At 62.4% G+C, this 14,740-nt stretch carries 13 protein-coding genes and 3 pseudogenes; 7 read left to right on the top strand and 9 right to left on the bottom strand.

The window, feature by feature from the left end; all coding sequences use genetic code 11:
- Positions 1–127: 127 nt before the first annotated feature.
- A pseudogene (locus FQ377_RS14455) lies at positions 128–401 on the top strand (transposase); the annotation flags it as partial.
- 21 nt (positions 402–422) lie between these two features.
- Here the strand turns inward: FQ377_RS14455 and FQ377_RS14450 are convergent.
- From FQ377_RS14450 to FQ377_RS14415, 8 genes are all read right to left on the bottom strand, one after another.
- Positions 423–956, bottom strand: coding sequence for a DUF3093 domain-containing protein (locus FQ377_RS14450; protein WP_136455053.1), 534 nt, complete (start codon positions 954–956; stop codon positions 423–425).
- A gap of 170 nt (positions 957–1,126) precedes the next feature.
- Positions 1,127–2,698: a cytochrome c biogenesis protein ResB gene (resB, locus tag FQ377_RS14445; RefSeq protein WP_316245937.1), complete on the bottom strand. Its 1,572-nt coding sequence runs from the start codon at positions 2,696–2,698 to the stop codon at positions 1,127–1,129.
- Positions 2,699–2,870: 172 nt separating this feature from the next.
- On the bottom strand, positions 2,871–3,503 hold the full coding sequence (locus FQ377_RS14440; protein WP_136455050.1) for a TlpA family protein disulfide reductase: 633 nt from the start codon (positions 3,501–3,503) through the stop codon (positions 2,871–2,873).
- A 175-nt stretch (positions 3,504–3,678) separates the two neighbouring features.
- Positions 3,679–4,428: a cytochrome c biogenesis CcdA family protein gene (locus FQ377_RS14435; RefSeq protein ID WP_136455048.1), complete on the bottom strand. Its 750-nt coding sequence runs from the start codon at positions 4,426–4,428 to the stop codon at positions 3,679–3,681.
- Positions 4,429–5,574: 1,146 nt separating this feature from the next.
- Positions 5,575–6,111 carry a vitamin K epoxide reductase family protein gene (locus FQ377_RS14430; RefSeq protein ID WP_316245936.1) on the bottom strand — a complete coding sequence of 179 codons (537 nt, stop codon included), beginning with the start codon at positions 6,109–6,111 and terminating at the stop codon, positions 5,575–5,577.
- 134 nt (positions 6,112–6,245) lie between these two features.
- A complete protein-coding gene (locus FQ377_RS14425; protein WP_262364485.1) occupies positions 6,246–6,881 on the bottom strand; it encodes a DsbA family protein in 636 nt (211 codons plus the stop codon).
- A 184-nt stretch (positions 6,882–7,065) separates the two neighbouring features.
- Complete coding sequence (locus FQ377_RS14420; RefSeq protein ID WP_211096866.1) at positions 7,066–7,974, bottom strand: cation efflux transmembrane domain-containing protein; 909 nt, start codon at positions 7,972–7,974, stop codon at positions 7,066–7,068.
- Positions 7,974–8,318: an ArsR/SmtB family transcription factor gene (locus FQ377_RS14415; RefSeq protein WP_136455045.1), complete on the bottom strand. Its 345-nt coding sequence runs from the start codon at positions 8,316–8,318 to the stop codon at positions 7,974–7,976. The genes FQ377_RS14420 and FQ377_RS14415 overlap by 1 nt, the downstream gene beginning before the upstream one ends.
- 1,022 nt (positions 8,319–9,340) lie before the next feature.
- Here FQ377_RS14415 and FQ377_RS14410 point away from each other — a divergent pair.
- From FQ377_RS14410 to FQ377_RS15355, 6 genes and pseudogenes are all read left to right on the top strand, one after another.
- The gene (locus FQ377_RS14410) at positions 9,341–10,192 is read left to right on the top strand and encodes a YcnI family copper-binding membrane protein (protein WP_136455044.1); all 852 of its coding nucleotides are present in this window, start codon (positions 9,341–9,343) and stop codon (positions 10,190–10,192) included.
- A gap of 69 nt (positions 10,193–10,261) precedes the next feature.
- The gene (locus FQ377_RS14405; protein ID WP_136455042.1) at positions 10,262–10,888 is read left to right on the top strand and encodes a copper resistance CopC family protein; all 627 of its coding nucleotides are present in this window, start codon (positions 10,262–10,264) and stop codon (positions 10,886–10,888) included.
- Positions 10,889–11,031: 143 nt separating this feature from the next.
- A complete protein-coding gene (locus tag FQ377_RS14400) occupies positions 11,032–11,802 on the top strand; it encodes a hypothetical protein (RefSeq protein ID WP_136455040.1) in 771 nt (256 codons plus the stop codon).
- A 46-nt stretch (positions 11,803–11,848) separates the two neighbouring features.
- On the top strand, positions 11,849–12,268 hold the full coding sequence (locus FQ377_RS14395; protein WP_136455039.1) for an ArsR/SmtB family transcription factor: 420 nt from the start codon (positions 11,849–11,851) through the stop codon (positions 12,266–12,268).
- A 107-nt stretch (positions 12,269–12,375) separates the two neighbouring features.
- On the top strand, positions 12,376–13,254 hold the full coding sequence (locus FQ377_RS14390) for a cation diffusion facilitator family transporter (RefSeq protein ID WP_262364486.1): 879 nt from the start codon (positions 12,376–12,378) through the stop codon (positions 13,252–13,254).
- A gap of 237 nt (positions 13,255–13,491) precedes the next feature.
- Positions 13,492–13,800 (top strand): annotated as a pseudogene (locus FQ377_RS15355) (transposase); the annotation flags it as partial.
- A gap of 506 nt (positions 13,801–14,306) precedes the next feature.
- On the opposite strand, the pseudogene FQ377_RS14380 reads toward FQ377_RS15355, so the two are convergent.
- Positions 14,307–14,612 (bottom strand): annotated as a pseudogene (locus FQ377_RS14380) (transposase); the annotation flags it as partial.
- Positions 14,613–14,740: the final 128 nt, after the last annotated feature.

Below are 14,740 nucleotides of genomic sequence, written 5' to 3'. Positions count from 1 at the left end.
CCACCGCCGGAGGCGGCAGAAAGCCCTCGGCAGACTGACCCCGATCGAATTTGAGACAATCAATAACATGGCACTAGCCGCTTAGAAACTATCAACCCCACGAGTCAACCAAACAGTGGGCAGTCCCTTCATCCCGTTCCTGGACTACGACGTCGAGATCCGCAAGGTGATCTGCTCGACCAAATGCGATCGAGCCTCTCAACGCCCGCTACCGGCGTGCTGTGAGGGCCCGTGGACACTTCCCGACAGAGCAGGCTGCGTTGAAGTGCCTGTATCTTGTCACTCGTAGCCTGGACCCCACCGGTCAGGGCCGCACCCGATGGACAGTACGGTGGAAGCCCGCTCTCAACGCCTTCGCCATCACCTTCGCCGACCGCTGGCCGGCAGCAGAAACCTACTAATGAAAACCGCCGGAAACACCGTTAATGAGATAGTCCCTCCTGTTTAGATTGAAAACGGGTGTCGTTCAGGGTTCGGCTAAGTACCTGCGGCCGCCGGGAAGAGAAGAGCCAGTAGGGTGCCTTGTCCTCCTCGTCTAACACTTCAACGCGGACCACTCCGTCGATCCATCCGCGGATGCAGAGGTAGGCCAGACCATGCAAGCGATTACCCCGTTGTGCTGTGGCATTCTCACCGATGAAACCTTGGGCTCGGCCTAGATACTGTCGCTCGATGGTCGCTCGTCCCACACGTACTTCTGCGTTTGTTACGCGGATCGTGGGCGTTGAGACGATGAGCGCGAAGACCAAAACAGCCAAGGTGATGGCGGCTGCGACGACGCCGATCAGCATATTGATCGGCGCGAAGATGACAGCGGGCACGATGGATAGGCCGATGGTGACGACCCAGATCCCGACGCTCGGATAAAGGCGCTCTTCGTACAGGAAACTGCCCCCCTGAGCCGGGGGCTTCGTGGTGAGTGGAGTGCGGTTCGGGATTTCGTGTGGCTGATCCATGGGTGAAGTCCGATCTGCGTAATGGATGGTGGTGACTGGTGCCTGGGAAGTTATTGGTGAGGATGATGTCGACAATGAGCAGCAGGGCGGCGGCCGGGTCACTGGTGGATTCATCCCATAGGGCAGGCATGTGGGGTTAGCGCTGTGGCGAATCAATGAGTAGGTGCACGTCACCGGTCACGAACCCGAGGGTCATCAGATGGACGTACGAGTGTCTCGGGCTCGTGGGCTGGGGTGACGCCCCAGTAGGACGACAGTGCCTGCTCGAGTCGAGTGGCCTCATTCCGTAGACCCGGGTCTTCTCCCCGCGCGAGGAGTCCGTACTCGAGGATCGTGCCTGCCTCCGGTGTTGCACTCGCTTTGATCCATGCGCGCCGACGCGTGGTGATGAGCGAGAGGATGAGGCCGGTCAGGGCGAGGGAGGAGAAGACCAGAGCACCGATCTTGCCCGGATCGTAGGTGATGTCGAGGGCGACGAAACGTTTCAAATCGTCGAACGTGATCGACCCTCGCCCCTCGGGTAAATCGTAGGTTTGCCCGGGCTCGAGCACGATGCCGCCTCCGTCCAGGTCCCGCCCGTTGAGTTGAATCAGGTCCGTGGTGTCCAGTTGATACACCGATCGCGGCGTTCCATCGTCTAGGCCGAGATCGCCATAGTAGGAGTTAAGGTTCAGCCGCGGGTTGAAAGGATCCGGGTCGGATCCAAAAGCCAGACCTTCGCTGTCAACAACAGCAGTGGGAAGAAAGAAACCGACGAATCCCAGCTGGTCAGGATTTGAGTCAGGAGCCTTGATGACAATGGTCGATGTGTAGGCAGAGTCCGTCGGTTGGGACGGAACGGGGCCAGAGAAGGCGATATTTCCTTCCCCGTCGCGGACCTCAATGACGGGTGCATATCCATTCCCGACGAGATATACATTCGTGCCGCCGATGCCGATGGGGGCGTTGACCTTCAGAACCCGGTCCTCAGCAGGTTGGTCCGGGCTTTCCTGCACGGTCATTCGCGCGGTGAAGTCCAAGGGCTGTCCGTAGGTACCTTGCTCGTCCCGGTTGAAGCGGACATCGAAGTCGTTCAGGGTTAACGCGAAGGGAGTGAGGGTGCCGGGGTCGAAGTTGGTGCCGGGGGAAAAGGAGTCATAACCGACGAGGGCGTTGGTGAAACCTTCCCCCTCGACGATGAGTTTCTGTCCCCTGTAGCCGAACATCCCGCCGATAGCAGCGGATATCAGCACGCCGATGAGAGCGGTGTGGAACAGCAGGTTCCCTGCTTCCTTCATGAAACCCCGCTCTGCACCCACCGACGGTGTGGCCGTGTCTGCGTCGCGGATGTCGACCCTGTACCGGAGCTTGCGTAGGATCGCTGCGGCGTCCCTGACTGCCGTGGCCGGGTCGGGGGCAGGCGTTTGTGCGCCGTCACTGTTCAGGACGATGCTCCCGTGCTGAGGGAGTCGCGAGAACCCTCGGGGTGTGCGCGGAGGTGCTGATCGCAGTGCTTTCAGGTGAGCTTTGGTGCGAGGGAGGACGCATCCGACGAGAGAGGTGAAGAGAAGGAGGTAGATCGCCGAGAACCAGACCGAGGAGAAGACATCGAACATCTGCAGGCGGTCAAGCCAGAGACCGGTATCGGGGTTGTCCTTCAAGTACTGGGTGACGACCGCAGGATTGGCTCGGCGTTGCGGGAACAGTGAGCCGGGGACGGCGGCCACGGCCAGCAGCAGTAACAACTGCAGGGCCGTCCTCATGCTGGTGAGCTGCCGCCACACCCAGCGGAGCATTTCACCGGCGCTCAGACTGGAAACCGAGATCTCGTCTATCTGTCCAGGCCTCGGATCGAGACCGCGCTCGGACGCTTGGTCGGGTGCTTGGTCGGGTGCTTGGTCGGGTGCTTGGTCGGGTGCTTGTTGGGGTGTGGGATTAGCTGGCATCGTCGGCTCCTGCTGTCGTCGGCGGTGCAGGTGGTGTGGCGGGGTTGCCTTCAGCGAGTGTGTCTGCGATCAGGGTCCTCAAGGTGCTTTCGTCGGCGATTCCGAGGATACGGGCGCTGACGTGCCCCTGCCGGTCGAGGACCAGGGTTGTGGGTACGGCCTGCGGTGGAACATACCGGGTGAGGCTAAGAAGTAGCTTCCCATCGCGGTCTACGAAACTGGGATAAGTGATGCCGAAATTCCGTTCGAATGCCTCAGCCGTAGGTTTTTCGTCGCGGACGTTGATGCCATAGAACCGGACGCCTTCGGGCGCGAAGAAGGTGTTCAGTGTCTGCAGCATGGGCGCTTCGACCCGGCAGGGAGCGCAGGCCGCGTACCAGACATTCAGGACGACGACGTCGCCTGCCCATTGGCCGGAGTCGACGGTCGTTCCGTCGAAGAGCTCACCTGAGACGTCCACGGGTTCGCTCCGGGAACCGGGAGCGTACTCGGCGACTGACCCATCACCGGCAATATAGTTTTTTTCGTCGCCGGCGGCGGCCTGCTCGGCAAGGGAGTTGTTCTGCGCCGAGCATCCAGTGACGAGCAATGTCGCCACCAGCAGAGCTACGAGGCTGGACATGCGCGCGTGGAGGCGCGACCTTCGCGGCGCCGAGGCTTCCCCTAGGCGCACACGCGGCGCACACGGAGCTCCTGGTGCGAAGGGTAAATTTCGGGCGGTATACGTGGGAACACTCATGAGGAGATCTCTTCTCGATCGTGGTGTGCGCGGTGGTGGGATGCGTTCGGCGGAAGCATCAGACGGGGGTGAGGAAGGTTCCTGCGAGGTTCTGGAGCTGGTAGATCCACAGCATCCAGAGGCCGGTCACCATGAGGACTCCAACCGCGATGAGCAGGGCTCCGCCGATGAGGTTGAAGACGCGGATGTGGCGTCGAACGAAAGACAGCGCGGTGGTAACCCATTGCACTCCGAGCGCAACGAGGATGAACGGTATGCCTAGGCCGAGGCAGTAGACGAAACCGAGGAGCGCGCCACGCCACGCCGTGCCGGTGGTGGTGCTCAGTGCCAGGACTGCGCTCAGGGTGGGGCCCATGCAGGGCGTCCAGCCCAGACCGAAGACCACACCGAGCAGGGGTGCACCGGCGACGCCGGTGCGAGGCCGCCACGACATTTTGGCGGTCCGCTGGAGGAATGATAGCTGGCCGATCAGAGCCAGTCCCATCACGATGACGAACACGCCGAGAACCCGGATCAGGGGGTCCTGCCAGCGGAGTAGCCAGGAACCGATGACACCGAACGCAGCACCGTAGAGGGTGAACACGAGGGCGAAGCCGAGGATGAACAGGGCCACCCCGGTCAGCAGTCTGCGCCGGTTGTCCGGTCGGCTTGGTTCTGCCAGGCCAGACACGTAGCCCAGATAGCCGGGGATGAGCGGCAGGATGCAGGGGGAGAGGAAGGACACGAGCCCTGCGATCATCGCCAGCGGTATCGCGGCCAGCAGCGCCCCGGACTGGACGCCGTCCGCGAAGTATTCGCCGATGGTCATCGGTGATGTACCGGCCAGGCCGTGGTGATTGCCGGGCAGATGAGAGTTTCAGGGTGATGCGTGGAGGTCATAGTTATGGTCCTTGGAACGCAACAGCACACAGCAGGAAAGCGTGAGAGCGCTGCGCGAGAAGTAGATAGGAGTCGTCCGGCAGTCGTGAACCGTGGCGAAGGAGTGGGGTGTGCTTGAGGGGAGCGCTGAATCCTAGATGCGGCTGATCGACAGTTGCAATAAGGAGACGCCGTCCGAGTGCCGAGGGGCCGGAATCGAAGGTTGTACCTCGCGCGGCCTGTCACTACCGGGTAGGAAGAACATGGCGCGAAAACAATAAAGGCCAAGAAGACCAGCAACTATGAGCACCATCGAACACAAGGTGGTCGCAACCACATGCCCCTCGGGACAAGCGGCAGCATACAGATCTCCCAAGAGAGCGTCCTGACCCAAGTTTTGCCCTGTAAGAGGGGACGGGCTCTGGTGAAGGACGTCGGCAGGCATCGGGGCTGCGGGGGCGGAAGGTTCCTGCTGCAAGATGGCCGTCATGGAGGCAGGCTGTACGGGTACGCCACTGCTGTCGGAAAGCGCGGGGCCGGCCCACACGTGCAGGATGGTGATGCCCAGCAGGAGAACGAGGACCCGCAGGTGCCACCGGGCCGGCGAGGAAACGGCAGAGGGGTTCAAGAACATCATCCGATGCATGGCTCTCCCAATGCTCCTGCTACATCGTTCGTCTTTAACGAGCTGGTCTCCCCCCATTCTACCGGTGGACAGTAACGTCCCTGATCCAGGAGGTGCCTCTCAGCCCCGAGCCCGGCCGACCTCAATGAAGCGGCACATCACCTTCAGCCACGGACCATGAATCTGGCAGCACCCGAAGCAGTTCGGAGAGCCACTGATTAGACCGCGTCCCCCAAGGAGGACCCCATCTGTTCGTCAACTTAGCGGGTGAGACAAAGTGTTCGGGACCTGCGAATACAGGTGCTCCAAGGACGTGGGTTGCCGCACGGGTGGGTGATTGCTGGTTATAAGTGGTTATGAACGAAGTGCTGCGCAGAGGAGTGATGCTGTCTGTACTGACATGTTTATTTTCAATTCCATCAACTATTGGGCTGAGAGCGATCTGGGTGGTACCGGAGCGGTTATAGAAACCTAGGTGAAGACGTGGAGGAAGCGGAAAAACACGGATGCGGTGACGGCAATGTAGGTGAGAACAATGATCGGTCCGGTCCATGCCGCGAGCCCGCGGGTGAATGAGACCGGTGCGGGAATGATGCCGTGAACTAGGTTGCGAACGGTGGTGAGGATGAACAAGGGGATCATCGCCGCCCACACGATCATGCAGTAGAGGCAGAGGATGTAGATGTCGAACAGGGCTTGGCTCCACAGCCAGGTCGCGAACACCGCCCCGAGGGTGACGCCGACCTGCAGGCCTGCCCAGTACCAGCGGTTTAATTGGGCGCCGGCGAATAAGGCCATACCGGTGGTGATGATGATCGTGAAGCCGACGAGTCCGATGAAGGGGTTGGGAAAGCCGAAGAGCTCGGATTGCCAGGTTTCCATGACCTGCCCGCAGGATACCCAGGGGTTGATGTCGCAGCTCGTGACGTGGTCCGGGTTCCGATACAGCTCGAGCTTTTCGAGGATCAGGATGCCGGCAGCAACCCAGCCGGTGACGCCGGTGGCCACGAGTATGATTCCGAACGGGACCCTGCGTGTGAAGCCGGGTAGCGATTCGTCGTCGTCGCGTGCAGATCTCTGGTCTGATGGAGCGTTATTGATTGTTGGGTGCGCCATAGCGGTCTTTCGCCGGTGAGGGTAGGTCAATCCGCGATGGCGGTTTCGATGAGGCTGCGGAATTCTTCGATCGTGGCAGGCTGGATTTTCCGTCCGTCGAGGAAAAAGGTCGGGGTTCCCTCGACGTTTAGGGCCATGCCGTCGTTCTTGTCGATGGTTACGCGCTTCGTCGTTGCGGGATCAGCGATGGCCGCGTCGTAGGCGGCCATGTCCAGGCCCAGGTCCTCGGCGTAGCCCCTGAAGAGCGGCGACCGATCCTCATCGGTTTCACCCCACTCGCTCTGCGTCTCATACATGCGGGCGTGCATCTCCTTGAACTTGCCCTGCTGCGCGGCGGCTTCGACAGCGACAGCCGCGGTTTCAGAGTTCCGGTGCCCGGGCAACGGGAAGTATCGCGCGACGACGGTCAGGTTTTCCCCGTACTCCTCGGAGAGGTCGTCCACGACCGGGTACGCGGCGAGGCAGGCTTCGCATTCGAAGTCGAGGAACTCGACCAGGACGGCCTTCTCCTCCGGTGCCTGGGACAGCCGGTGGCTGTCCTCACGGACGACCTCGGCCGTTGCGGTGATCGTGCCCGAGGCCTGCCCCTTGTCCTTACTGAGAGCATTGAACAGGACCAGCAGACCGACGACGAGGGCGACGGCAGCGAGTAGGCCGATCACGATCCGGTTCTGCAGGCTCAGGCCCCTTTTCGCGTCAGGGGCCTTAACTGGAGCGGGGGCAGGGGTCGGCACGATGGTGTCTCCTCGTCATGGAACTGCGTGGTCCTGCTCATTCCCCGCCGAATGCAGGGGAACTCATGGTGAACCCGGGTGGATCCGGGTAAATCGGGGCTTGCTTCGTGTTCTAATCGTGCGTGCAGCAAGTACAGGATGCCTTCGCAGGCGTTGACGGCATGTTTGCTGGTGTGCCTGCCGGAAGGCTTCCCATGGCAACGGGTTCTGCGGGTCGTACTCCCAGTATCAACGGTGAGAGCCCCAGGGAAGTGCCCGTCATCGCAGCGATTGAGTCCGTCGAGGTGTCGGTGCTACGGCACGAGTCCGTACCGCCGTCTGGGGTGCCCCCATGGGTATCACTGCTTTCGTCGTCGAGGGTTTCAAAGGACGGCGCGCAGCAGGAGTCGCCCTTCCACGCCTCAAGGCCTTCCTTGATGGCGACGGCGGCAATAACCAGGGCTGCGATCGGATCGGCCCAGGACCAGCCGAGGATGCTGTTGAGCAGCAGACCCACCAGCAGGACCCCGGATAGATAGGTGCACAGCAGGGTCTGCTTCGAGTCTGCGACAGCCGAGCGTGAACCGAGCTCCCGTCCGGCCCGGCGCTGCGCCCACGACAGGAACGGCATCACGGCAAGGCTCACCGCGGCGAGGACGATCCCCACCGACGAGTGCTGGACATCGGATGCGCCGAGCAGGGTCCGGATGGCATCGAGGGTCACGAACGCGGCGAGCCCGAAGAACGAGAACGCGATCAGGCGCAGCGCAGTCTTCTCTCGGGCTTCGGGGTCGCGGCCGGCGAACTGCCAAGCCACGGCCGCCGCGGAGAGGACCTCCACGATGGAGTCCAGACCGAACCCAATCAGAGCGCTCGAGGACGCAACAGTGCCGGCGCTTATGGCGACAATTGCTTCGATAACGTTATAGGTGATGGTCGCGGCGACGAAGAGTCGGATCCGCCGGGACAGGACCGCACGCCGCTGCACTGTCGGCGCTGGGGGTGCTGGGTGCGCCGAGGTGGATGGAGTGTGGGCGCTCATCAGCAGCAGGCCTTTTCATTGATGTGATTCGTTGTAGTGGTGCAGCAGCACTCGATATCAGTAACCGCGACGACGTCCAAGAGGGCAGTCAGGGCGTCACCGAGTTTCCTGTCGGCAAGCTCGTAGCGGACCCGCCGACCTTCAGGAACTGCGACGACCAGGCCACAGCCGCGCAAGCAGGTCAGATGGTTGGATAGGTTCTGCCGACTCACCCCAGCCAATTCGGCTAGGTCGCTGGGGTAGGCGGGCCCCTTCCGAAGGGTTAAGAGCACCTGCGCACGGGTCGGATCCGACAGGGCGTAGCCGAACTTCGCGAGTACGGCCGACTGCAGCAAGGTTTTCACACCACCAATAATACATTGTCATGTGTATCGATGGTGGGTGGGACACATGGGTCAGGAACATACTTGACCTGTCGACGCGTCGATGGGGCGTCGATGGGGCGTCGAGACGCCGATACCGGTCACACCGGTACCGTCAGCTTCTGGTTGGATTATGCCGTTGAGGGACGGTCCGCGGCGCGGTTGAGAACGAAGAGAAAGCACCGGTCAGCAATGGTGCGACGGTAGTGTCAACAGGGCAAAAATGAGCGATGGGGACGAGGAGGAAAGGCGGCATGCAGGTCACTGCTCCAGCACGCTTTGTCCGGTCCATGATCGTGACGTCCTGTATGACATCCCTCGCGCTCGGCGCGCATGTAACAGGTCGAGGTTCTTTGCCCGCGTGGCCCCTGCTCGTTGGGCTGGCACTGTTCGCCCTGATGCCAGTTGCCTTTCTGGCAGGACGCCGGCTTTCCCTCCCGGTTCTAAGTGGTCTGCTTGGGGGCGGTCAAATCCTGTTGCATCATGCATTCGAGATGCTCTCGAGCCGGGCATCTTGTGCACCACAGGGCGTGCATGGTGTTGTGGCGAATCATGCAGCCGCCGTAATGCAGTGCTCACCCATCGAGTCGACGTCCGGGCATCTTGTCCCGCACCTGGTCGACAGTGGTGCGACTCCGGTCATGGTGATTGGACACCTGCTGGCCGTCGTCGTGATGGTCTGGGTCCTCTCCCGCGGTGAGGACGCTTTCTGGTCTCTCCTGGCCTGGCTGCGCCCCCCCATCGGGCTGCCCATAACGGCGCCAGTGATTGGGTATCCACAGTTGGCCGAATACGCCGAACGGCCTGTCGCTCCCCCCGCCCGACGGAATGTGCCGAGCGATGTGCGACGAGGCCCCCCACCATTCCCCGCCCCGGAGAGTGGCACTCGGCTGATCGTTCGCGCATACACGTGATCGGTCGGTTGCCTGCGCAACCCCTTCAACCATCACTGCTCAGCGCCCGCGACCCGACCTGTCGCAGAGGCCCACGAAAGGCACACCACCATGCACGCTTCACGCACCACCCCCTTGCCCACCGGCCCGTCCTCCAACGATGCTGCTTTTACCGGCACTGGCACCGCGCACTGGACGGGGCCTGCTAGCCGTCCGGCCCGCAGGACTCTGCGCGGTATCTCCGCACTCGCTGCGACGTCGGGCCTGCTGCTCGCTGGCGCCGGCGCCGCTTCCGCCCACGTAAGCGTCGACCCGGCGTCGACGACGGAAGGCGGCTACTCGCAGTTGACGTTCAGCGTCCCCAGCGAGTCGACCGACACCACCACGAACAAAATCGAGGTCGCACTTCCCACCGAAACACCCTTCACCTCCGTGCGTGTGAAGCCCGTCGAGGGGTGGACCTCCGAGGTGATTCGGGGTGACCTGCCCGAGTCGATCGAGGTTGACGGGGCGACACTGACCGAAGCGCCGTTGACCGTGATCTGGACGGCCGACGACGAGGAGCACCAGCTCACCGCCCAGCAGTACCAGACGTTCTCGCTCTCCGTAGGAACACTGCCGGAGGCCGGCACCACGGTCGAGCTCCCCGTCACCCAGTCCTACGCAGATGGGACCGTACGCGCCTGGGACGAACCGGCCATCGAAGGCGAGGAGGAACCAGAGAACCCGGCGCCCTCCTTCATCACGACTGCGTCCGAGGGCACAGACTCCCACGGTGCGGCCAGCGCCGAAGCCACCGACGAAGCGGCGGCAGGCACCAGCGAGCTCGAGCCTGAACAGGCAGCCACGACGACCGACGCCTCGGGCACCGTCCTCGGTTGGATCGGACTAAGCGCCGGCGTCCTGGGACTCCTGGTCGGCGCCCTGGCCCTTGCCCGTACCCGCGGTCAGCGCCAGAACTAACGACGCACAAGAACAGGGTGGGTGCCGCGAGAACGGCAGCCACCCTGATCCTGCACGGAAGGAACAGTCATGACACCACGACCACGTACCACCGCCCCTGCCCCTCGACCGGGATTCTTCGCACGGATGGCAGCTCTCGTCCTGGCCTCTACCCTGCTGCTGCTGGGGCCGGTCAGCGCAGCGAAGGCGCACGATGGGCTCGCCACCAGCTCCCCCGCGGCCGACTCGACCGTCGAGGTGGCGCCCGCTGAAGTGGTCCTCACCTTCACCAATCCGCCCTCTGGTATCGGAGTAGACATCATCGTCTCTGATAGCTCCGGCAACAACTGGTCAGAAGGTTCCGCTCGGGTGGTGAACAACACGGCGATTCAACCCCTGAGAGCAGGTGCGCCAGCTGACACCTACACCGTGCGATGGCGGGTGGTGTCCTCCGATGACCACCCCATCGAAGGGACCTACTCCTTTACAAGCAATGCCGCTCAAACCGGATCCAGTGGCAGTGTCGAATCACCTACAGGTGAACCAAGTACCCCAGGCGCAGCGACCGAAGATGTTCTTTCCTCGTCACCACAGGCCGACGACCCTGCCGGTTCCTCCACCAGGTTGCCGGACTTCGTCATCTACCTGGCCATCGGCGGCGTCCTCATCGCTGTCATCCTGGCGCTACTCGCCCGACACCAGCTGAACAAACGCTAGGAAGCCCACTCAATTGATCTCTGGCGCCTGCCTCTCGCTTCGCCCCTTTACGGAAGCGCGAAGCCGGCGTCAGAGTCCCCTCCCCTGACGATCAGCGCGCAGCGCTCCCCCACCCGCATCACTGCCTGAAGGTCACTCACCCCGTGAACATTGAACTCCTCTTCTCCCACACCGACCCCGCAATGGCGGAGCTCCAACAACGGACCGAACGGTCTCTGACAGATTTGGCGCCCTACGCCAATATCACCCTCGTGAAGATCGGCGCCCGGCAGACCCCGTCCAGGCCTGTGCCCCAGAACCTGCCCGCACTCGTCATCGAAGACACCATCGTTCCGGCAGATCCTCCACAGGCGTTTCCTCCCAAAGGTCTAGCCGTTGGGAGCTCATCGAAACAAAACACCCCCACCTCCGCACATCCACTACCGAGTCAGCACCAGATCACCGCGCATCTTACCCAGGCGCTGCTCACTGCCGGTCCGAGGGCTATAAGGCTGCCTTTGGTCCACCGCCGGATCGTGGGCATCGCACTGCTGCTGATGCTCACCGGCGCACTGTCCTCCCCCTTCCTTGCGCTCGGCCCAGTGCTCACGTTCATTGGCCTGCTTATGCTGCCCATCGGGCTGGCGAGCAATGGAACGCGGTCCCGCCGGCAGCCACTGATGCTCACCGCCGCCGCAGCAGCGTTCGCCAGCGCCGTTCTCCTCCTGTGGTACTTCGGACCACTGCTCCTTAGCGACATGAACTCCGCGACTTCTCCCGCTCCCACCCTTTTCAATGCCGCATTGGCATGCTTGGGCATCGACTGGGCGGCCGCCCTCACCGCGCTTCTGGCCCGCCGGCGCTTGCGACGAAAGCTCAAGGACCGACTGCTACAACAGATCGCCGACCCAGCTCGGGCGAAACCTGCAGGATAACGGAACCTAGTTTGTTATCATCGTCGCTTAACGATATAAACGTTATATGGCGATCAATTATGAGCTGCACCAACACGAGGATGTAGCCCGCATCTTCCGGGCCCTGTCAGAGCCTTCCCGGCTGACACTGATCCACTGCCTAGCCGACGGCCCGCATCGGGTCGGTGAGCTTTCGGCGCATCTCGGTCTATCTCAATCGACCGTTTCGGCACATCTGGCACTGCTCAAAGTCGCGGGGTTGGTCGCGGCGACTCCCGACGGGCGAGCAACCCTGTACCGGCTGGCCCACCCCGGCCTCGATGATCTCCTGCACGCCGGTGAACGCCTCGTCACCCCGGGAGAGCAGGACCCCGCCCACCAGGGTCACCACAACGACACCCCGCTGACACCTATCGGGGATACGGGGTCCATGGGGCGCCGTTCGACAGGAGAAGCCGCTCTCAAGGGTCCTGTGGTGTCGGCGTGAGCGCCGGACATGGCAGTCAGTCCGGCCATGCCGGTGACGACGATGACCGGGGTGTTGCTGGCAGCGGCGGTAAGAGTGCCGGCGGCGGGCATGGACACTCCCATGGCCTGACAGCGGGAGGCGCCCATCGGGGCCGGCTCGTAGCTGCCTTGGCCATCACTCTTTCGGTCATGCTGATCGAGGTGATCGGCGCCGTGGTGTCCGGGTCCCTGGCCCTGTTAGCTGACGCCGGTCACATGCTCAGCGACTCCTTCGGCCTCGCTATCGCCATCTTCGCCACCTGGCTATCGGCGCGTCCGGCAACGGAACGCCGCACCTTCGGGTGGAAGAGGGTGGAGGTCCTCGCCGCCCTCCTCAACGGCCTCGTCGTCGGTGTCATCGGCGTCCTGATGCTGGTCGAAGGAACGAAGCGCTTCCTTGCACCGGTTGAGGTCGAAGCCCCCATCATGCTGATCGCGGCGGCTCTGGGGCTGATCGCGAACTTCGTTGCCCTGCGGCTGCTCATGGGCGGGCAGAAGGAAAGCCTCAACGTCCGTGGCGCGTACCTCGAGGTCCTGGGCGACATGCTCGGATCGATTGCTGTGATCGTCGCAGCACTCGTCATCCAGTTCACCGGGTTCGCACGCGCCGACGGCCTGGCAAGCATCGCTATCGGAATCCTGATCCTCCCCCGCGCTTACAGCCTCCTCAAGGCGGTCGTTCTGGTGCTCCTGGAGTCGACGCCGGAGGAAACCGATCTCGCCGAGGTACGCCGCCATATGGAGGAAGTACCCGGGGTCGTCCTCGTGGACGACCTGCACGCCTGGACGATCACCTCGGGCCTGCCGGCACTGACCGCGCACGTACAGCTCGACACTGATGCCTTCTCCAGCGGCCGCGCCGAAAAAATCCTCGCCGAGCTCAACTCCTGTATCAGCGAGCATTTCGACATCCGACACTCCACCCTGCAACTCGAGCCAGCCACAGGCCGCCACGACCACTGCTAAGCGCAGGACAGGCAGCGGTCTTGTTCAGCAGGCGACCGCATCTAAGGGCCGTCGGACCCAGATCCGTTGCGCATCCGAGATACTCAGGCGCAGCGCAGGATGGGTGCCGAACGGTTCGGCAGAAACGGACAGGTCCTGATCGCTCCGTTCGGTACTGTAAGAAAAACGGTGTGTGAGCGTCCGGTCCGATCCGAAAGGAGGACGGCCGTGACTGACACGACCGAGGTAACAGAGGCGATGATTGATTCTGTGACCGGGAAGATCATTGATCAGAAACAACTCGCCGAGCGACAGCTCGTCCAGGACAGGGAACGGGTTGTGAGCCTGCTCGGCCCCGGTGGGCTGCTGAACCAGCTGACGAAGAATGTGCTGGGGACAGCGCTCGAGGCGGAACCGACGGAGCACCTGGGCTATGAGCATGTTGAGGTGCCGATCGCGGAGAACGTGCGTAACGGCACGAGACCGAAGACCGCGCTCACCGAGATCGGCCCCGTGGGGATCGAGGTGCTCCGAGACCGTGAGGGGTCCTTCGAACCGGTCATCGTGATGATGCCTTTCGAGTGTGATGTGAGAGTGTCCTCGAAGGATCACGCGGTGACCGCTTTCATGTCCACCACCACGACGAACCCAGCAACCGCTACACCACTATGCGGGACGCAACTCGTGCGCCTCCACGTCTGCCCGAGGACTCGTGCGTACGCAGCCAAGCGCAGGAGCGAAGGCAAATCACCCAAAGACATCCTGCGGTGCCTCAAACGAGCAATCGCCCGAGAGATCTACCACCTGCTCACAACCCCTCCTGCATACATCGACCCCGCCCAGCTGCGCCAGTTGCGGCTCCAATCCGGTTACACACTCACCCAAGCCGCAGACACCATGGGATGCAGCATCGCCAAGCGCTCCTGCGCCGAGAGAAGCCTCCTCAACGATCGCGAGTTCCTAAGCGTCTACCGGGCCCTCCTCGAACAGCAGGCAACGGTTCAATCCGCCGCTTGACGAATATAGGAGCATCCCTGGGTCTGTAACGTTTTCGGTGTTTCCGGCATTTTTGGTTAGTAGGTTTCGGCTGCTGGCCAGCGGTCGGCGAAGGTGATCGCGAACGCGTTCAAGGCCGGCTTCCACCGCACTGTCCAGCGTGTCCTGCCCGCACCTGTCGGGTCAAGGGACCGGGTCACCAGGTAGAGGCACTTGAGCGCGGCGGCCTCGGTTGGAAAGTGTCCCCTGGCTCTCACGGCCCACCGGTAGCGCGCGTTGAGGGACTCGATCGCGTTCGTGGAGCAGATCACGGTACGGATCTCAACGTCGTAGGAGAGGAAGGGTGTGAACTCTTCCCACGCGTTCTCCCACAACCGGATGATCGGGACTGCCCACTGTTTGGTTGACTCGTGGGGTTGATAGTTTCTAAGCGGCTAGTGCCATGTTATTGATTGTCTCAAATTCGATCGGGGTCAGTCTGCCGAGGGCTTTCTGCCGCCTCCGGCGGTGG

Source organism: Arthrobacter echini, from assembly GCF_008107445.1.
GTDB classification, from domain to species: domain Bacteria; phylum Actinomycetota; class Actinomycetes; order Actinomycetales; family Micrococcaceae; genus Arthrobacter_D; species Arthrobacter_D echini_A.
The sequence above is the reverse complement of the archived record's forward strand: the minus strand, read 5'-3'. Positions and strand labels throughout refer to the sequence as shown.

What these genes read in the sequence shown, in the direction of transcription:
- FQ377_RS14450 (WP_136455053.1), bottom strand. Translation starts at nt 956, where the DNA reads ATGGATCAGCCACACGAAATCCCGAACCGCACTCCACTCACCACGAAG.
- resB (WP_316245937.1), bottom strand. Translation starts at nt 2,698, where the DNA reads ATGAGGACGGCCCTGCAGTTGTTACTGCTGCTGGCCGTGGCCGCCGTC.
- FQ377_RS14440 (WP_136455050.1), bottom strand. Translation starts at nt 3,503, where the DNA reads ATGTCCAGCCTCGTAGCTCTGCTGGTGGCGACATTGCTCGTCACTGGA.
- FQ377_RS14435 (WP_136455048.1), bottom strand. Translation starts at nt 4,428, where the DNA reads ATGACCATCGGCGAATACTTCGCGGACGGCGTCCAGTCCGGGGCGCTG.
- FQ377_RS14420 (WP_211096866.1), bottom strand. Translation starts at nt 7,974, where the DNA reads ATGAGCGCCCACACTCCATCCACCTCGGCGCACCCAGCACCCCCAGCG.
- FQ377_RS14410 (WP_136455044.1), top strand. Translation starts at nt 9,341, where the DNA reads ATGCACGCTTCACGCACCACCCCCTTGCCCACCGGCCCGTCCTCCAAC.
- FQ377_RS14405 (WP_136455042.1), top strand. Translation starts at nt 10,262, where the DNA reads ATGACACCACGACCACGTACCACCGCCCCTGCCCCTCGACCGGGATTC.
- FQ377_RS14395 (WP_136455039.1), top strand. Translation starts at nt 11,849, where the DNA reads ATGGCGATCAATTATGAGCTGCACCAACACGAGGATGTAGCCCGCATC.